Source organism: Mesorhizobium sp. B283B1A, assembly GCF_020165735.1.
Lineage (GTDB): Bacteria > Pseudomonadota > Alphaproteobacteria > Rhizobiales > Rhizobiaceae > Mesorhizobium > Mesorhizobium opportunistum.
Genome location: NZ_JAIUIQ010000013.1, coordinates 140,751 through 160,141, shown reverse-complemented (window position 1 = coordinate 160,141; position 19,391 = coordinate 140,751). Strand labels below are relative to the sequence as shown.

Annotated in this window: 14 protein-coding genes; 4 read left to right on the top strand and 10 right to left on the bottom strand. The window is 63.2% G+C overall.

What is annotated here, in order from left to right; all coding sequences use genetic code 11:
- Window positions 1–36 precede the first annotated feature (36 nt).
- The 8 genes from LB577_RS14010 to LB577_RS13975 all read right to left on the bottom strand — a co-directional run bounded on the left by LB577_RS14010 (window position 37) and on the right by LB577_RS13975 (window position 12,362).
- Window positions 37–1,665, bottom strand: coding sequence for an alpha-D-glucose phosphate-specific phosphoglucomutase (locus LB577_RS14010; protein WP_224687122.1), 1,629 nt, complete (start codon window positions 1,663–1,665; stop codon window positions 37–39).
- Between the two features lie 3 nt (window positions 1,666–1,668).
- Complete coding sequence (gene glgA, locus LB577_RS14005) at window positions 1,669–3,114, bottom strand: glycogen synthase GlgA (RefSeq protein ID WP_224687121.1); 1,446 nt, start codon at window positions 3,112–3,114, stop codon at window positions 1,669–1,671.
- A 23-nt stretch (window positions 3,115–3,137) separates the two neighbouring features.
- Window positions 3,138–4,403 (bottom strand): glucose-1-phosphate adenylyltransferase, encoded by a 1,266-nt coding sequence (glgC, locus tag LB577_RS14000; protein WP_224687120.1) that lies wholly within the window; start codon window positions 4,401–4,403, stop codon window positions 3,138–3,140.
- Window positions 4,404–4,455: 52 nt separating this feature from the next.
- Complete coding sequence (gene glgB, locus LB577_RS13995; RefSeq protein WP_224687119.1) at window positions 4,456–6,669, bottom strand: 1,4-alpha-glucan branching protein GlgB; 2,214 nt, start codon at window positions 6,667–6,669, stop codon at window positions 4,456–4,458.
- Window positions 6,670–6,776: 107 nt separating this feature from the next.
- Window positions 6,777–9,245, bottom strand: coding sequence for a glycogen/starch/alpha-glucan phosphorylase (locus LB577_RS13990; protein ID WP_224687118.1), 2,469 nt, complete (start codon window positions 9,243–9,245; stop codon window positions 6,777–6,779).
- 132 nt (window positions 9,246–9,377) lie between these two features.
- Entirely contained in the window at window positions 9,378–10,187 is an 810-nt protein-coding gene (locus LB577_RS13985; RefSeq protein WP_224687117.1) for an ATP-binding cassette domain-containing protein, read from the bottom strand.
- Window positions 10,163–11,224 carry an ABC transporter permease gene (locus LB577_RS13980; protein WP_023777263.1) on the bottom strand — a complete coding sequence of 354 codons (1,062 nt, stop codon included), beginning with the start codon at window positions 11,222–11,224 and terminating at the stop codon, window positions 10,163–10,165. The genes LB577_RS13985 and LB577_RS13980 overlap by 25 nt, the downstream gene beginning before the upstream one ends.
- Window positions 11,225–11,384: 160 nt before the next feature.
- The gene (locus LB577_RS13975; RefSeq protein WP_411969262.1) at window positions 11,385–12,362 is read right to left on the bottom strand and encodes a sugar ABC transporter substrate-binding protein; all 978 of its coding nucleotides are present in this window, start codon (window positions 12,360–12,362) and stop codon (window positions 11,385–11,387) included.
- 268 nt (window positions 12,363–12,630) lie between these two features.
- Between LB577_RS13975 and LB577_RS13970 the strand changes: the two genes are divergently transcribed.
- The 4 genes from LB577_RS13970 to LB577_RS13955 all read left to right on the top strand — a co-directional run bounded on the left by LB577_RS13970 (window position 12,631) and on the right by LB577_RS13955 (window position 16,622).
- Window positions 12,631–13,857: an ROK family transcriptional regulator gene (locus tag LB577_RS13970; protein WP_224687116.1), complete on the top strand. Its 1,227-nt coding sequence runs from the start codon at window positions 12,631–12,633 to the stop codon at window positions 13,855–13,857.
- Window positions 13,858–14,304, top strand: coding sequence for an RbsD/FucU family protein (locus LB577_RS13965; RefSeq protein ID WP_224687115.1), 447 nt, complete (start codon window positions 13,858–13,860; stop codon window positions 14,302–14,304).
- Window positions 14,301–15,224 carry a carbohydrate kinase family protein gene (locus tag LB577_RS13960; protein WP_224687114.1) on the top strand — a complete coding sequence of 308 codons (924 nt, stop codon included), beginning with the start codon at window positions 14,301–14,303 and terminating at the stop codon, window positions 15,222–15,224. Before LB577_RS13965 ends, LB577_RS13960 begins: the two co-directional genes overlap by 4 nt.
- A 255-nt stretch (window positions 15,225–15,479) precedes the next feature.
- Entirely contained in the window at window positions 15,480–16,622 is a 1,143-nt protein-coding gene (locus tag LB577_RS13955) for a DegT/DnrJ/EryC1/StrS family aminotransferase (protein ID WP_224687113.1), read from the top strand.
- A gap of 28 nt (window positions 16,623–16,650) precedes the next feature.
- Here the strand turns inward: LB577_RS13955 and cysQ are convergent, their stop codons facing one another.
- Window positions 16,651–17,442 carry a 3'(2'),5'-bisphosphate nucleotidase CysQ gene (gene cysQ / locus LB577_RS13950; RefSeq protein WP_224687133.1) on the bottom strand — a complete coding sequence of 264 codons (792 nt, stop codon included), beginning with the start codon at window positions 17,440–17,442 and terminating at the stop codon, window positions 16,651–16,653.
- A 10-nt stretch (window positions 17,443–17,452) separates the two neighbouring features.
- Complete coding sequence (gene cysN, locus LB577_RS13945; protein ID WP_224687112.1) at window positions 17,453–19,390, bottom strand: sulfate adenylyltransferase subunit CysN; 1,938 nt, start codon at window positions 19,388–19,390, stop codon at window positions 17,453–17,455.
- Window position 19,391: the final 1 nt, after the last annotated feature.

Below are 19,391 nucleotides of genomic sequence, written 5' to 3'. Positions count from 1 at the left end.
CCCACAGGGGAAGAAGGAAAACGCGCAGCACCGTTCTCAAGTAATCACGCTCGGCTTGTTGCGGCCGGTGTGGCTCTTGATCCCGGCAATGTCGTCGGCCGCCGCGATCAGGTCGGCGAGCGCTTCCTGCGTGTCGAGATCGTGCCTCGCCTTGTCCGGCTCGTAGCGCTCGATATAGACGCGCAAGGTCGCGCCCGAGGTGCCGGTGCCGGAGAGCCGGAAGACGACGCGCGAGCCGCCTTCGAACAGCACCCTGATGCCCTGGTGCTCGCTGGTCGAGCCGTCGACGGGATCGTGATAGGCGAAGTCGTCGGCATTGGCGATCTTCAGGCCACGCACGCTGGTGCCGGGCAGCGAACCGAGCTTGGCGCGCAACTCGTCGACCAACGCGTTGGCACGGTCGCTCTCGACCTCCTCATAGTCGTGGCGCGAATAGTAGTTGCGCCCATAGGCCGCCCAGTGCTCGGTGACCACCTGCTTGCAGCTTTCGCCGCGCGCGGCGAGGATGTTGAGCCACAACAGCACCGCCCACAGGCCGTCCTTTTCACGCACATGGTTGGAGCCGGTGCCGGCGCTCTCCTCGCCGCAGATCGTCGCCATGCCGGCATCCAGCAGATTGCCGAAGAACTTCCAGCCGGTCGGCGTCTCGTAGATGCCGATGCCGAGTTTTTCGGCGACGCGGTCGGCAGCACCGCTGGTCGGCATCGAGCGGGCGATGCCCTTCAGCCCGTCCTTGTAGCCCGGCGCCAGGCGGGCATTGGCGGCGAGCATCGCCACCGAATCCGATGGGGTGACGAAAATGCCCTTGCCGATGATCAGATTGCGATCGCCGTCACCGTCGGAAGCAGCACCGAAATCCGGTGCGTCGGCGCCCATCATCTCGTCATAGAGGTGCTTGGCATGGACCAGGTTCGGGTCCGGATGATGGCCGCCGAAATCCGGCAGCGGCTTGAAGTTGCGGCAGGTGCCGTTCGGAGCGCCGAGCCGGTTTTCGAGGATTTCCTTGGCGTAAGGGCCGGTCACCGCATGCATGGCGTCGAAGCGCATGCGGAAGCCAGACTTGAACAGCTTGCGCAGCGCATCGAAGTCGAACAGGCTTTCCATGAGCTCGGCATAGTCGGCGACCGGATCGATGATCTCGACCGTCATGCCGGCGGCTTTGACCGTGCCTATCGTGTCGATGTCGATCGGATCGATGTCGGCGGTCTTGAAGGTCGAAATCGCCTTGGTCTTGGCGAAGATCGCATCGGTCAGCTTTTCAGGCGCCGGGCCGCCATTGCCGGCATTGTACTTGATGCCGAAATCCTCGTGCGGACCGCCGGGATTGTGGCTGGCCGACAAGATGATGCCGCCGAAGGTCTTGTATTTGCGGATGACGTGCGAGGCGGCGGGCGTCGACAGGATACCGCCCTGCCCGACCATCACCTTGCCGAAGCCGTTGGCGGCTGCCATGGCGATGGCCTTCTGGATGACCTCGCGGTTGTAGAAGCGGCCGTCGCCGCCAATCACCAGGGTCTTGTCCTTGAACCCGTCGAGCGCGTCGAAGATCGACTGGATGAAATTCTCGGCATAGTGCTCCTGCTGGAACACGGGCACCTTCTTGCGCAGGCCCGACGTGCCTGGCTTCTGGTCTAGATAGGGTTTGGTGGGGAAGGTACGGATCATGCTTCAGGCAACCCTTTTCGAAAGCAGCGAGCGATAGAGTTCAATGTATTTTTCCGCGCTCTTGTCCCATGACACATCGGCCTTCATGCCCTGGCGCTGCAGCGATTTCCAGATCGCCGGATCGGCATGTGCATCGACGAGACGACGCATGGCGTGCAGCAAGGCGCCGCCATTGTTGGGAGCGAACTGGAAGCCGGTGGCGACGCCGGCCGACACGGCGGCCTCGTTGGCATCGATGACCGTGTCCGCCAGGCCGCCGGTGCGGGCGACCACCGGCACGCAGCCATAGCGCAGGCCATAAAGCTGCGTCAGCCCACAGGGTTCGAAGCGCGAGGGAATGACGATGGCGTCGCAGCCACCCTGCATGATGTGAGACAGCGCCTCGTCATAGCCGACGACGACGCCGATACGGCCACGGTGGCGTGCGGCGGCGGCGAGCAGCGCACCTTCAAGGCCGGCATCGCCCGAGCCCAGTATGGCCAGGCGCGCCCCGGTCGCAACGATGCCGTCGACCGCCATTGCCAAGATATCCATGCCCTTTTGCCAGGTCAGGCGGCTGACGACGCAGACAATCGGGCTGCCGTCGGGCTCCAGACTGAAGCGCGCCTCAACCGCTGCCCGATTAGGCGTGCGCGCATCGAGTGTTTCGGCGGTGTAGTTCGACACCAGGTGCTTGTCGGTTTCCGGATCCCAGATGCCGACGTCGATGCCGTTGACGATGCCATAGAGATCGCTGGAACGCATGTTGATGAGCCCGTCGAGGCCCATGCCGAATTCCGGCGAGCGGATTTCCTGCGCATAGGTCGGGCTGACCGTGGTGATCGCCCAGGCGGCCTGCAGGCCGGCCTTGAGAAAGCCGACGCCGCCATAATATTCGACGCCATCGAGCGCCATAGCCGCCGCCGGCAAGCCAAGCTCGCCGAAGATGCCGGCGCCGAACTGGCCCTGGAAGGCGAGGTTGTGGACGGTCATCATCGAGGGCACGCCGACCGCCTTGCCGTAGCGCATATAAGCCAGCGTCATCGCCGACTGCCAGTCATGGGCGTGGACGATGTCGGGCTGGTAACCGGAGATGGCGCCGCCGGCGATGTCGCCGCCGACCTGGCTCAATGCCGCGAAGCGCCGCCAATTGTCCGGCCAGTCGCCACCGCTGGCATCGCCATAGGGACCGCCGGGGCGATCGAACAAATGCGGCGCGTCGAGCACGAACAGTTCGAGGCCGGCAAGCTGGATGGAATGGACGGAAGCCTTGCCGCCTTGCAGCAAGGGGTATTGCAGGACAGCCTTTTTTTTCTTGAAGGCGGCCATCACGCTCGGAAAGCCCGGCATGAGCGCGCGCATGCTCACGCCCTTGGCCGCCAGCGCGATGGGAAGCGCACCAGTCACATCGGCAAGTCCGCCGGTCTTGATCAGCGGGAAGATCTCTGGCGTGACCGACAGAACCTGCATGCGTTTATGGTCCGATTTTGTGTCTACAGCTTCAGCTTGTCGATCATGTCCTGCGTGACCAGGCAGATGCCTTTTTCCGAGACCCGAAAACGCTTGGCGTCGAGAGTTGGGTCTTCGCCCACCACCAGCCCTTCCGGTATCCTAACACCATGGTCGATGACCACGCGCTTCAACTTTGCGTTCCGGCCGACATGAACGTCGGGCAGCATGACGACTTCCTCCAGCGTCGAATAGGAATTGATGCGCGCGCCGGTGAAGATCAGGCTTCTCTTCAGCGAAGCGCCGGAGACGATGCAGTCGCCCGAGACCAGCGAGGACACGGCCGAGCCACGGCGGCCGTCCTCGTCATGGACGAACTTTGCCGGCGGCTTCAACTCGGCATAGGTCCAGATCGGCCAGTCGCGATCATAGAGGTCGAGTTCGGGCGTCACGTCGGTCAGATCGATATTGGCTTCCCAATAGGCATCGACCGTGCCGACATCGCGCCAGTAGGCCTCGTTCTCGGCGGTCGAGCGCACGCAGGACTTGGCGAAGCGGTGGGCGATCGCCTTACCGTGCTGGACGATATAGGGGATGATGTCCTTGCCGAAGTCGCGGCTCGAGCCGGGCTCGGCGGCGTCGCGGCGCAGTTGTTCCATCAGGAACTTGGTCTTGAACACGTAGATGCCCATCGAGGCCAGGGCAAACTCGGGCTTGTCGGGAATGCCGGGCGGGTCGGCGGGCTTTTCGACGAAGGCGATGATGTTGTCCTTGGCATCGACATGCATGACGCCGAACCCGGTCGCTTCCATGCGCGGCACTTCAAGGCAGCCGACGGTGACATCGGCGCCGGCGTCGACATGCTGGCGCAGCATCAGCTCATAGTCCATCTTGTAGATGTGGTCGCCGGCGAGGATGACCATGTATTCGGGGCCGTAGGCCTCGATGATGTCGATGTTCTGGTAGACGGCGTCGGCCGTGCCTTCATACCACTGCGTTTCCGACACGCGCTGGCTGGCAGGCAGGATATCGAAGCTTTCGTTTCGTTCGGGCCGCAGGAAGTTCCAGCCGCGCTGCAAATGGCGGATCAGCGAATGCGCCTTGTATTGGGTGGCGACGCCAAGGCGGCGGATGCCGGAATTGAGCGCATTGGAGAGCGCGAAATCGATGATGCGCGTCTTGCCGCCGAAATAGACAGCCGGCTTGGCGCGCCGGTCGGTCAGTTCCTTGAGGCGGCTGCCGCGGCCGCCGGCCAATACGTAGGCCATGGCATCGCGCGCCAGCGGCTGGGTCCGTTTCAAGTCTGCCATTTCTACCCTCCCAAGTTACTCAGTCTCGCCCTGTTGCCCCGCCTTGACGGGCTCAGCCGGCTACGAGTTCAAGCATGATCGTCGACAGCGGCGGCAAGAGCATCGTTGCCGAGATGCTTTTGCCCTCCGCCCTTGCCTCGACCAAGCCGCCATTGCCCATGCCGGAGCCGCCATATTCGGACGCGTCGGTGTTGATGATCTCGCGCCACTTGCCGGCCTTCGGCAACGGCACGCGATAATTGTCGCGCGGCACCGGCGTGAAATTGGAGATGACGGCCACCGGGCTGCCGCCCGGCGCGTTGCGTACCCAGGCAAAAACCGAATTCTGGCTGTCATCGACGATCAGCCAGGAGAAGCCTTCCGGCTCGCAGTCACGGCCGTGCAGCGCCGGGCGCGAACGGTAGAGATAGTTGAGATCGCGCACCGTCTGCCAGACGCCGCGATGCGGGCGGAAATCGAGCAGGTTCCAGTCCAGCGCGCGCGCCTCGCTCCATTCGCGGCGCTGCGCGAATTCCTGTCCCATGAACAAGAGCTTCTTGCCGGGATAACCCCACATGAAGCCGTAATAGGCACGCAACGTCGCGAATTTCTGCCAGTCGTCGCCGGCCATCTTGCCAAGCAGCGTGCCCTTGCCGTGCACGACCTCGTCATGCGAGAGCGGCAGCACGAAATTCTCCGAGAAAGCATAGGTCAGGCCGAAGGTCAGGTCGTTGTGGTGGTGCTTGCGGAAGATCGGCTCCTTGGCGAAATACTCCAGCGTGTCGTGCATGAAGCCCATGTTCCACTTGAAGCCGAAGCCAAGCCCGCCTTCATGCACGGGCGCCGAGACCTTCGGCCATGAGGTCGATTCCTCGGCGATGGTCATGACGCCTGGATGGTGGCCGTAGACCTCCTTGTTCATCTTCTGCAGAAAGGAGACAGCTTCCAGGTTCTCGCGGCCGCCCTTCTCGTTGGGGATCCACTCACCTTGCTTGCGTGAATAGTCGAGGTAGAGCATTGAGGCGACCGCATCGACGCGCAGTCCGTCGACATGGTATTTTTCGGCCCAGAACAGCGCGTTGTTGACCAGGAACGACACCACCTCGCGGCGGCCGAAATTGTAGATCGCGGTGTTCCAGTCGGGGTGAAAGCCCTTGCGCGGATCGGCATGCTCATAGAGCGCGGTGCCGTCGAAATGGACCAACCCGTGCTCGTCGACCGGAAAATGCGCCGGCACCCAGTCGAGGATGACGCCGATGCCGGCACGGTGGGCGCCGTCGACAAAGCGGGCAAAGCCGTCAGGATCGCCAAAGCGGGCCGATGGCGCGTAGAGGCCGGTCGTCTGGTAGCCCCAGGACGGATCATAGGGATGTTCGGAGATCGGCAGGAACTCGATGTGGGTGAAGCCGGTCTCGACGGCATAGGGGATCAGCCGATCGGCCAGTTCGTCCCATGACAGGAACGTGCCATCGTCGCGAAGCTGCCAGGAGCCGGCGTGGACCTCGTAGATCGAGATGGCCTCGCGCCGGGGATCGGCGTTGCGCCAGAACGTGCGATGCGCCTCGTCGCCCCACTGATGGGCGGGCGGCACGGCGACGACCGAAGCGGTGGCCGGGCGCAGTTCGGACTTCAAGGCGAAAGGATCGGCCTTCAGCGGCAGCCTGACGCCGTCGGGGCCGATGATCTCGTATTTGTAGGGCCGGCCGGCGCCGATATCGGGAATGAACACCTCCCAGATGCCGGTATCGCGGCGATCGCGCATCGAGTGGCGGCGGCCGTCCCAATCGTTGAAATCGCCGACCACCGAGACGCGCCGGGCATTTGGAGCCCATACGGCGAAATGCACGCCGGTGGCGCCCTCGTGCTCGATGACATGGGCGCCGAGCTTGTCGAACAGCCGGAGGTGCGAACCCTCAGCGATATAGTAGTCGTCCATCGGACCGAGTACCGGGCCGAACGAATAGGGGTCGGTCAGCCACCAGTCGCCGCCGGCATTGCGCGCGTGGTAGCGCAGCGGCTGCCGCTTCTTGATCGACAGCTTGCCTTCAAAGAAACCGGCATCGTCCCGCCTGGCCAGCTCACCGGCCTTGATGCCGGTCAGCGTGTAGGCGGTGACGAATTCAGCATTCGGAACGAAGCAACGGGCAAACAGGCCCTTGCCGACCTCATGGACACCGAGGACAGCGAACGGATCTCCGTGCGTGCCGGCAACAATCGCCGCAACATCGCTGGCTGGCGCCAGTCCGTCCGGCCCGCTTGTCGCAGCGGTCGCGCGCGGCTTCCTCATCAGGCAGTGTCCCTCCCAGGGCACCAGGTGTTTTGTTTCTGGTGATGCGAACTGACTTTCAACCCGCATCACCGGGACCACATTGCTCGTGGCCTCATGCAATCACATCAGGCAGGCACGTTCCAGATTTCTTTCGCGTATTGACGGATCGTGCGATCGGACGAGAACCAGCCGACGCGCGCGACGTTGCGGATCGCCTTGGCATACCAGTCCGGACTGTTGCGCCAGACGGCGTCGACCTCACGCTGAGCGGCGGCGTAGGCGTCGAAATCGGCGGCGACCATGAACCAGTCGCTGTCATAGAGGCCGTTGACGAGGTCGCGGTAGCGGTCGGGATCATCGGGCGAGAAGACGCCCGATGAGACAGCGGCCACGGCCTGCGCCAGTTCCGGCGACGCTTCGATGACGCCGCGTGGATTGTAGCCATTGTTGCGCCGCTCGGCGACTTCGGCGGTGGTGAGGCCGAAGATGAAGATGTTGTCGTCGCCGACGCACTCCTTGATCTCGACATTGGCGCCATCGAGCGTGCCGATGGTCAATGCGCCGTTCAGCGCGAACTTCATGTTGCCGGTGCCGGACGCTTCCATGCCGGCGGTCGAGATCTGCTCGGACAGGTCGGCGGCGGGCATCATGATTTCGGCCAGGCTGACATTGTAGTTCGGCACGAACACCACTTTCAGCAGGCCGCGAACGGCCGGATCGCGGTTGATGACCCTGGCGACGTCGTTGGCGAGTTTGATGATCAGCTTGGCGTTGTGATAGCTGGGCGCCGCCTTGCCGCCGAAGAATTTCACGCGCGGCATCCAGTCCCGCTCCGGATGCGAGCGGATCTGGTCGTAAAGCGCCACCGCCTCGAGGATGTTCAGGAGCTGGCGCTTGTATTCGTGGATGCGCTTGATCTGGATGTCGAACAGCGCCGAAGGGTCGACCTTGATGCCGAGCCGGTCGGCGACGAGATTGGCCAGCCGCACCTTGTTCTGCCGCTTGACGGCGGCGAACTTGTCGCGAAAGACGGCATCGTCGGCGAAGGCATCGAGCCCCTTGATGGCGTCGATGTCATCGAGAAAACGGTCACCGATCGCCTCGCGGGCAAGCGACGTCAGCCCGGGATTGCACTGGATCAGCCACCGCCGCGGCGTGATGCCGTTGGTCTTGTTGTTGATACGATCGGGATAGAGCCTGTGCAGGTCGGCGAACACCGTTTCCTTCATCAGCTCGGTATGCAGCGCCGAGACGCCGTTGATCGAGTGCGAGCCGACAAAGGCAAGGTTGCCCATGCGCACGCGGCGGTCGCCATTTTCCTGGATCAGCGAGATACGGCTGATCTGCTCGTTCGAGAACTGGTCGGTCGCGCGGGCTTCGAGCAGAACCTGCGCGTTGATGGCGTAGACGATCTGCATGTGGCGCGGCAACAGCCGCTCGAACAGCGGCACCGACCAGCTTTCCAGCGCCTCGGGAAGAAGCGTGTGGTTGGTGTAGCCAAAGGTGCGCTTGGTGATGTCCCAGGCGAGGTCGAAGTCCATGCCGTGGACATCCATCAACAGCCGCATCAGCTCGGGAACGGCGATCGCCGGATGGGTGTCGTTCAAGTGGATCGCCGCCTTGTCGGGCAGCGACTTGAGGTCGCCATACTGGCTGAGATGGCGCTGGACGATGTCCTGCAGCGATGCGGTGGAGAAAAAATATTCCTGCCGCAGCCTGAGCTCCTGCCCGGCCATGTGGGAATCGGCCGGATAGAGCACGCGAGACAGCGCGTCCGCCTTGTTGCTTTCGGCCAGCGCGCCGATGTGGTCGCCGGCATTGAACTTGTTGAGCAGGATCGGGTCGATCGGCATGCCCGACCAGAGCCGCAGCGTGTTGACACGGTTTGCCCGCCAGCCGACGACCGGCGTGTCGTAGGCGACCGCCAGGACATGCTCGGTCGGCTTCCAGACATGGCGCTCGAGCCGTCCGTCCTTCGAGGTGATCGATTCCACCGCGCCGCCGAAGCCGACCTCGAAGGCGCGTTCGCGGCGCTCGAACTCCCAGGGGTTGCCGTGATCGAGCCAGGTCTCGGGCAGTTCGACCTGCCAGCCGTCGTGGATCTCCTGGCGGAACATGCCGTTGGCGTAGCGGATGCCGTAGCCATGCGCCGGAATGTCGACTGTCGCCATGCTTTCCATGAAGCAGGCGGCGAGCCGGCCAAGGCCGCCATTGCCGAGCGCGGCATCGGGTTCGAGCGCCGCGATCAGATCAAGGTCGACGCCGAGCGACGACAGCGCTTCGCGCATGTTGTCCATCAGGCCGAGATTGGAAAAGGCGTCGCGCATCAGGCGGCCGATGAGGAACTCCAGCGACAGATAATAGACGCGCTTTTCCTGCTGGTCGTAGGCCTCTCTGGTTGCCTGCATCCAGTGATCGACGATGCGGTCGCGCACGACCTTGATCGAGGCGGTGAGCCAGTCGTACTGGGTCGCGACGGTGGTGTCCTTGCCGACCCTGTATTTGAGGGCCATCAAGACTTCCCTTGCGAGCGTCATCGGATCAGGATTTTCGAGCAGTGGCGGAAGGGGTTCGGATGTCATCGCGCGCGTCATGCTGCCTCTCGTGCGGTTGCCACGATCATACCGGCTTTCACCATTCATCCCAGCCCTTGTTACCGCATCGCAACATATATTCAATCGATTTAGACAAACGGCCGCCAGCTTACCCTGCGGCAATTTGGCAATTCAGGTTGCCAGCGCCGCCTCCGGAGGAGCCTTCGCACCGGTCATGAAGGCGACAGCATCGGACATCGTATACTGCTTGGGATCGATGACGCAGAGGCGACGGCCGAGGCGATGGATGTGGATGCGGTCCGCCACCTCGAAAACATGCGGCATGTTGTGGGAGATCAGCACGATCGGCAGGCCGCGCTTCTTGACGTCGAGGATCAATTCGAGCACGCGGCGGCTCTCCTTGACACCAAGTGCGGCCGTCGGCTCGTCCATGATCACCACGCGGCTGCCGAACGCAGCGGCGCGCGCCACCGCGACACCCTGGCGCTGGCCGCCCGAGAGCGTTTCCACCGCCTGGCTGATGTTCTGGATGGTCATCAGGCCGAGCTCGGTGAGCTTGTCGCGGGCGCGCTTTTCCATTGCCGGGCGGTCGAGCATGCGCAGCCACTGGCCGAGGAAGCCGGGTTTGCGGATCTCACGGCCGAGAAACATGTTGTCGGCGATCGACAGGGCCGGTGACAGCGCCAGGTTCTGGTAGACCGTCTCGATACCGGCTTCGCGGGCCTCCATCGGCGACTTGAAGGCGACGGGTTTGCCTTCGAGTCGGATCTCGCCTTCGTCCGGCACGGCCGCGCCGGAAATCGCCTTGATAAGCGACGACTTGCCGGCGCCATTGTCGCCGATGACGGCGAGAATTTCGCCGGGATAGAGGTCGAAATCGGCATTGTCGAGCGCGGTGACGCGACCGTAGCGTTTGATCAGACCGCGCGCGGTAAGGATGGGTTCCTCGGTCATGACTATGCCGAAACCTTTCTGATCCATTGGTCGATCGCCACGGCGCCGATGATCAGCACACCGGTAAGCAGCACTTTCCATTGCGGATCGGCGCCGAGCATGTTGAGGCCCATGGAGACGACGCCGACGATCATCGCGCCGAACAGTGTGCCCAGGATTGAGCCGCGCCCACCGAACAGGGAAATACCGCCGATCACCGTGGCGGTGATGGCCTGCAGATTGTAGTCGGTGACCGCTGACGAAGGCGAGATCGAGCCGTTGCGGCCGATGGAGACCCAGGCAGCGAAAGCGGCGATCAACCCGGCAAGGGTATAAACCGTCATCAGCACCTTCTTGGTCTGGATGCCCGAGAGTTTCGCCGCCTCCTGGTCATCACCGACGGCGTAGACATGGCGGCCCCATGCCGTGTGATTGAGCACGTACCAGAGGATCATTACGAGCACGACTGTGGCTATGACGCCAAGCGTCAGCACCGCCGTGCCGATCTTGAAGCTCATGGCGAACAGATGCAGCAGCGGTGCCTGGGTGTCGACGTCGGTGTCGCGGATCGTCTCATTGGCCGAATAGATGAAGTTCGTGGCCATGACGATGTTCCAGGTGCCAAGCGTCACGATGAAGGGCGGCAGTTTCATGTACGCGACCAGCAGCCCGTTCAGCAGCCCGCAGGCCGCGCCCGCGGCGAGCCCGATCGTTACGGCGAGAATGGCCGGCATACCGTAGCTGACCGCACAATTGCCCATGATCACGGCTGAAATCACCATGATCACGCCGATCGACAGGTCGATGCCGGCAGTCAGGATGACCAGCGTCTGCGCGGCGCCCAGGATGCCGACGATAGCAATCTGCTGCAGGATCAATGTTAGCGTGTAGGACGAGAAGAAGCGCCCGCCGATGGTGATGCCGAAGATAATGATCGATAGGACCAGCACGATCAGCGGCACAGCGGCCGGCGTTGAATGCAGGAAATGCTGGATGCGCTTGACGGCCGATTTGTGCTCGTCAAAGGCGGCGACGCTTGTGTCACTGCCCGAGAGAACCTTCTCGAATTCCTGAGCTTGAGCCATGTTTCCTCCCCGTGAGGGATCAGCCAAACGCTGACGCCCGTCCACGCCTTTCCGGTCTGCTGCCGGGATTGTTCGCGGTCACGCGACCCATCGTCCACCCGAAGCGGCCGGGGATCAAGCCCCGACCGCTCAGGTTCGGTAATTGCCGGTCAGACCGGCATCAGCCCCAGCACTTGGCGAGGCCTTCCTTGGTGTCGATGGACTTGACGCCAGTGGCCGGCTTGTCGGTCACCAAATTGACGCCGGTATCGAAGAAATTCTTGCCTTCGGTCGGCTTCGGCTTGGTTCCGTCCTTGGCGAAGGCTGCGATCGCCTCGATGCCGAGCGCCGCCATCTGCAGCGGATACTGCTGAGATGTCGCGCCGATCACGCCTTCTGTAACCGACTTCACGCCGGGACAGCCACCGTCGACCGAGACGATCAGCACCTGCTTTTCAAGGCCGACGGCCTTGAGCGCCTGGTAAGCACCGACAGCGGCCGGCTCGTTGATGGTGTGGATGACGGTGATGCCGGAGTCCTTCTGAAGCAGGTTCTCCATCGCCTTGCGGCCGCCTTCCTCATTGCCGTTGGTGACGTCGTGGCCGACAATGCGCGGATCGGTTTCGTCGCCGATCTTGTTGGGGTCCTTCACGTCGATGCCGTAGCCCATCATGAAGCCCTGGTCGCGCAGCACGTCCACGGTAGGCTGCGACGGCGTCAGGTCGAGGAAGCCGATCTTGGCGTCCTTGGCCTTGTCGCCGAGCGTCGCGGCGGCCCAGGCGCCGATCAGCTTGCCGGCCTCGAGATTGTCGGTGGCGAAGGTGGCATCCGCCGCGTCGATCGGATCGAGCGGCGTGTCGAGCGCGATCACCAGCACGCCGGCGTCACGCGCCTTCTTCACCGTTGGTACGATGCCCTTGGTGTCGGATGCGGTGATCAGGATGCCCTTGGCGCCGTCGGCAATGCAACTTTCGATCGCCGCCACCTGGCTCTCGCTGTCGCCGTCGATCTTGCCGGCGTAGGTCTTGAGGTCGACACCAAGTTCCTTGGCCTTTGCGGTCGCGCCTTCCTTCATTTTGACAAAGAAGGGGTTGGTGTCGGTCTTGGTGATCAGGCAAGCGCCGACGCCAGCTGCGGACGCAGACGAGGCAAACGCCATCAGACCGAGGGTAGTTGCGGCAAACACGGTCGATTTCAACAGTTTTGTATTGGTCACGATCTTCCTCCCAGTGGAACCATCCGGGTGCCGGCCAACCGGCACCAACAGCGCATCCAACGAATTTCTCCCAGCGTGGACGCTGTCCCAAACAGACACCAGACCGAGGCCCCTGTCAATAATTAAATCACTCTTATTTATTATTGACAGTCTTGCTCTGCTCGCTCATTCTGGCCCAAAAGCATTCTGGGGAAACGACGGGAGGAACAGGGTGGAGACCGCCACTGCGAGGCATGGTTCGCCCGATGCGAATGACAGCCTTATTCACCGCGGCACCAACCAGAGCGGCATGCGCGATCACAACGAGCGGCTAGTGCTCTCGTTGGTGCGGCAGCATGGCAGCCTGGCGAAGTCCGACATCGCCCGCATGACCGGACTTTCGGCGCAGACGGTTTCGGTCATCATGCGCGAACTCGAGGAAGAAGGCCTGCTCGTCCGCCAGGCACCGTTGCGCGGCAAGATCGGCCAGCCCTCCATCCCGATGGCGCTCAATCCTGAAGGTGCCTTCTTCATCGGCCTCAAGATCGGCCGCCGCAGCGCGGAACTCGTGCTGATCGATTTTCTTGGGCATGTGCGCTCGATGCTGCAGCACTCCTATCGCTATCCGGCACCGCGCGAGACGGTCGAGTTCGTCACATCAGGCATGAAGAAGATGCGCGGCGAATTGAAGCCCGAGCAAGACAAGCGCATTGCCGGGCTCGGCATCGCCATGCCGTTCGAACTGTGGAACTGGGCCGACACCGCCGGCGCGCCGCGCGATGTCATGGACGAATGGCGCCACCGCGACATCAAGGCCGACATCCAGGCGCAGTGCGATTTTCCGGTCTATCTGCAGAACGACGCCACCTCGGCCTGCGGCGCCGAACTCGTTTTCGGTCAGGCGGGGGGAGCGCGTGATTTCGTCTATTTCTACATCGGCGCCTTCGCCGGCGGCGGCATCGTCCTCAACGGCCGGCTGTTCGGCGGTCCGACCGGCAACGCCGGCGCGCTCGGCTCCATGCCTGTGCCTGGCCCGGACGGAAAGCCGACCCAGTTGATCGACGTGGCCTCGATCGCCATGCTGGAAAAGGCGCTCAATGATCGTGGCGTCGAGGCCTCGCATCTGTGGACCTCGCCCGAGGACTGGGGCGAGATCGGCGCAGAGCTCGACGACTGGATCGCCAGCGCCGCGCGGGCGCTTGCCTATGCTATCGTGGCGGCATCCTCTGTCATCGATTTCGAGGCGGCGGTGATCGACGGCTGGATGCCGAACGCGGTGCGCCGCCGGCTGGTCGATGCCGTCGTCGACGCCATTGCGGCAATCGATGGCGAAGGCCTGAAACTTCCCGCCGTTCGCGAGGGAACCGTCGGCATCCATGCCCGCGCGCTCGGCGGCGCCAGCCTGCCGCTTTCCGAACGTTTCCTGATCGGCTCGACGACGATTTCCAGGAGCGCCTGAATGCTGATCGGAATCCCGGCGCTGCTCGGTCCGGACCTTTTGTCGACATTGCGCGCCATGGGCCACGGCGACGAGATCGCCCTTGTCGACGGAAATTATCCGGCCGAAGAGCACGCTAGACGCCTAATCCGGGCCGATGGTCATCCCCTCATCCCGGTGCTCGATGCCATCCTCAGTATCCTGCCGGTCGACGACGCAGTAGCTGAGGCGCTGTTTCGCGCCTCCGTGAAGGGCGATCCGTCGCTTGCCGACCCCGTTCATCACGAGATCGAGGCGATCTGTGCCAGACGCGCGCCGGGCCGCAAGGTGGTTGCGCTGGCCGGCGCCGACTTCTATGCACGGGTCAAATTGGCGCATGCCATCGTCGCCACAAGCGAGCCGCGGCTTTACGCCAACATCATCATCCGCAAGGGCGTGATCTATCCGCCGGAGACCAGGAAGCCATGATCCTCTGCTGCGGCGAAGCCCTGATCGACATGCTGCCGCGCACCACGACGCAGGGTGAACCGGCCTTTGCGCCCTATGTCGGCGGCGCCGTGTTCAATTCCGCGATCGCGCTTGGCCGCCTCGGCGCGCCGGCAGGCTTCTTTTCGGGCCTGTCGTCGGATCTTTTCGGCGGCCAGTTCCGCGATGCGCTGGGGGCGAGCAAAGTCAGTTCCACCTATGCGCACACCTCCCCTCGCCCGACCACCCTTGCCTTCGTGCGGCTGGACAACGGCCAGGCGACCTACACATTCTATGACGAGAACACCGCCGGGCGCATGCTGACCATCGACGACCTGCCGATATTGGGCAGCGAGATCGAGGCCATGCTGTTCGGCGCGATCAGCCTGATTTCGGAGCCGGCCGGCAGCGCCTATGAGGCGTTCATGAAACGCGAGCATGAGAGCCGCGTCATGATGCTCGATCCCAACATCCGGCCGAACTTCATTCCGGACAAGGCAAAGCATCTCCGGCGCATCCGCGCCATGATGGCGATGGCCGACATCGTGAAACTCTCGGACGAGGACCTGAACTGGTTTGGCGAGGCGGGTTCGCACGAGGATGTCGTGCGCAACTGGCTCGACCGCGGCCCGAAGCTGATCGTCGTCACCCATGGCAGCGAAGGCGCCGTCGGCTACACCAAGGATCATGCCGTCACCGTGGTGCCGGAGAAGGTCGAGGTGGTCGACACGGTCGGTGCGGGCGACACGTTCAACGCCGGCATCCTTGCCTCCCTGCACGAACAAGGCCTGCTGACGAAGGCGGCAATCGCTGGACTGTCGCAGGACGCCATCCGCAAGGCGCTGGCGCTCGGCGCCAAGGCGGCGGCGGTGACGGTGTCGCGGGCAGGCGCCAACCCGCCCTGGCGGCATGAGATCGCCTGAGCACCGCTCGGATTGAACCCGTCGATCACTTTATGTTTCGCAGGATCGAACCATGGGGCTATAAAGGCGCCATAGCGCCCGACAAAGCCCGGATTTCCGGCATCTGGCTGACATAGACCGGGAATACAGGTAACGGACTGCGACAACTCCGCAATTTGTCGCTCCGCCTGCCCGGCTTTCTCGGCAGGCGCAACTCTGGTACCAGCGGGCCGTTATCTGGCTAAATCGCCTGGTCAAACCGTTTTTGAGGCCGACATGCAGTTCATCGATCTTGGCGCGCAGCGCGAACGAATCCGCGACCGGCTGAGGATCGCCATCGACCGTGTCGTCGACGAGGGCCGCTATATACTGGGGCCACAGGTCACCGAATTCGAAAACAAGCTTGCCGCCTATGTCGGCACCAAGCATGTCGTGGCCTGCGCCAACGGCACCGACGCGCTGCTGCTGCCGCTGTTTGCCGCCGGCATCGGCCCGGGTGACGCGGTGTTCGTGCCGAGCTTCACTTTCGCCGCCACCGCCGAAGTGGTGGCGCTGGCCAAGGCGGAGCCCGTCTTCGTCGATGTCGATCCGGCAACCTACAATATCGATATCGCCAGTCTCGAGGCGGCCATCGCCATGATCAAGAAGGAAGGCAGGCTGCAGCCGAAGGCGATCATCCCTGTCGACCTGTTCGGCCTTGCCGCCGATTACGATGCCATCATGGCGATCGCCAACCGCGAAGGGCTGTTGGTGATCGAGGACGCCGCCCAGTCGATGGGCGGATCGCTTGGCGACAAGATGTGCGGTGCCTTTGGCCATGTCGGCTCGACCAGCTTCTATCCGGCGAAGCCGCTTGGCTGCTACGGCGACGGCGGCGCGATGTTCACCAACGACGACGCGCTGGCCGACAAGCTGCGTTCCTTCGCCTTCCATGGCAAGGGCGAGACGCAATATGACAACATCCGCGTCGGCATCAATTCGCGGCTCGACACGCTGCAGGCGGCGATCCTGATCGAAAAGCTCGCCATCCTGGAAGACGAGATGGTTGCTCGCCAGGCGGTGGCAAAGCGCTACGCCGAAGGGCTTGGCGATATCGTCACGGCCGCCCGCAACCTGGACGGCAGCCGTTCGGCCTGGGCGCAATACGCGATCGAGACGCCCAAGCGCGACGGCCTGAGGGCGCATCTGAGCGAAAAGGGGATTCCGTCGGTCATCTACTATGTCAAGCCGCTGCACGATCAGATCGCCTATCGCGACTACCCGCGCACGCCAACCGGTCTTGCCGTCTCGGAGGACCTGCCAAAGCGAATCCTGTGCCTGCCGATGCACCCCTATCTCAGCGAAGCCGACCAGGACCGGATCATCGAGACGATCCGCAACTATGTCGGCTCCAACTCGGCGCAGGCCGCAGCCGAGTAAGCTGCAAGTCTCGGCTAATCGGCAGTTCTCAGGCGGGGCTCGCCCCTGCCCTGCCGCTGGCGATGAAATGCGGATTGGCGAAATCCGCGTCATCGGCTTGATTGCGCTTGCCATAGGCCAAGGGCTTTCCGTCCAGCGTGCGCGTCGTGCCGCCGGCGGCCCGCAGCACCGCATCGCCGGCCGCGGTGTCCCATTCCATGGTGCGGCCGAAACGCGGATAGACATCCGCCTCGGCGCTGGCGAGAAGGCAGAATTTCAGGGACGATCCGACCGAGACGATCTCGGCGGCGCCGAGGTCGCGAATATAGGCCTCGGTTTCCGGCGTGTTGTGCGAGCGGCTGGCCACCACGGCCAGCGGTATCGCCGCCGTCCTCACCGAGATCGGCCGGCGCGCGACGATCTGGTAATCGCCGTCGACTTCGAGAGCTTCCGCCCTGCCCGGCAAGCCGGAAAAGAAGCGGCCGGTGCAAGGCGCGAAGACGACGCCGACCTCCGGCACGCCATGGCGGACAAGCGCGATGTTGACGGTGAAATCGGTGCGGCGGTTGACGAATTCCTTGGTGCCATCGAGCGGATCGATGAGGAAGAAGGCATCGCCAAGTTCGGCCGGCATGACGCCAGCCGCTGCTTCCTCCTCGGCCACACAGGGAATGTCGGGGAATGCGCTGCGCAGGCCGGCGAGAATGATCTTCTCGCTCTCGCGATCCGCCTCGGTTACCGGCGAGGCGTCGGATTTCTGGTCGACCGCACAGCCGGCGTGGAACACGCGCATGACCTCGCGCCCGGCCGCCAGGGCCAGCCGTTCGAAGGTCTCGAGCATCAGCCTGTCGTCAGATGCCGCCGCCGCTGTCATATTGGTCTTCGGCAATGTCACGCTCGTTCAGCCAGTGTTCCAGGGTATCTACCATCGCTTCAGCCGATTTGCCGAGCGTCTTCAGATGGATTTCCGGATTCTCCGGCGCTTCATAAGGCGAATCGACACCGGTGAAATTCTTGATTTCGCCATTCAGCGCGCGGGCGTAGAGGCCCTTCGGATCGCGCCGGGCGCATTCGTCGAAAGGTGTATCGACAAACACTTCGATGAATTCACCGTCGGCCATCAACTCCCTGGCCATTCGCCGCTCGGCGCTGAACGGCGAAATGAAGGACACGATGACGATCAAACCGGCGTCAGCCATGAGCTTGGCCACCTCGGCGACGCGCCGGATGTTCTCGACGCGATCGGCATCGGTGAAACCGAGATCGCGGTTGAGACCGTGACGGACATTGTCGCCGTCCAGGATGTAGGTATGGCGGCCGGTGGCGAACAGCTTCTTCTCGAACAGGTTGGCGATGGTCGACTTGCCGGAGCCCGAAAGCCCGGTGAACCAGAACACGGCGGGCCGCTGGTTCTTCATGTCGGCGCGCACGCGCTTGCCGACATCGAGCGACTGCCAGTGGATGTTTTCGGCCCGGCGTAGCGAGTGCACGATCATGCCTGCGCCAACCGTCGCATTGCTGATCCGGTCGATCAGGATGAAGGCGCCGGTGGTGCGGTTCTCGGCAAAGGGGTCGAAGGCGATCGGCGCCCGTGTCGAGATGTTGCAGATACCGACTTCGTTCATTTCAAGCGACTTGGCAGCCTCGTGGGCGAAGTCGTTGACGTTGATGCGGTATTTGAGATCGGTAACGGTGGCGCTGGTCTGATCGGTTTCGGTGCGCAGGATATAGGAGCGGCCCGGCAGCAGGGCATGCTCGTCGAACCAGACGATGTTGGCGGCGAACTGATCGGCGACCTGCGGCCGGGTGGCCGGTGAAACCAGCATGTTGCCCCTGGAGACCTCGACCTCGTCGTCGAGGACGAGCGTGACGGCCTGCCCGGCCACCGCCTGTTGGAGATCGCCGCCATAAGCGACGATGCGTTTGACATGCGAGGACTTGCCGGATTTGGCGACGACGACTTCGTCGCCCTGCGCAATGGCGCCGGACGCGATCGTGCCGGCAAAGCCGCGAAAGTCGAGATTGGGGCGATTGACGTACTGCACCGGAAAACGGAACGGCAATTCGACGGCCGCCTCTTCGACCGAGACGGTCTCAAGATGCTCGATCAGCGTCGGACCGGAATACCATTGCATGTTCTCGGAGCGGCGGCTGACGTTGTCGCCATAGCGAGCCGACATCGGGATCGGCTCGATGGTCTGAAAGCCGAGAGCGCGCGAGAATTGCCGGTAGTCTTCGACGATCCGGTCGAAGACCGCCTGGTCGAAATCGACGAGATCGATCTTGTTGACGGCCAGCACGATGTGGCGGATGCCGAGCAGCGAGGCGATGATCGAATGGCGCCTGGTCTGGCGCAGCACACCCTGCCGGGCATCGATCAGCACGATCGCCAGGTCAGCGGTCGAGGCGCCGGTCGCCATGTTGCGGGTATATTGTTCGTGGCCGGGCGTGTCGGCGACGATGAACTTGCGCTTCGGCGTGGCAAAGAAGCGGTAGGCGACGTCGATGGTGATGCCTTGCTCGCGCTCGGCCTCCAGCCCATCGACCAGCAGCGCGAAATCGATGTCGTCACCGGTCGTGCCATGCTTGCGCGAATCGCGTTCGAGCGCGGCGAGCTGGTCCTCGAAGATCTGCTTGGTGTCGGACAGCAGGCGGCCGATCAACGTCGACTTGCCGTCATCGACCGAACCGCAGGTCAGGAAGCGCAGCAGCGACTTCTTCTCCTGCGCGGCCAGATAGTCGCGGACGCCGTCGGTCGGGGCGAGGCTCTTTGCCATGATGTGGCGCATG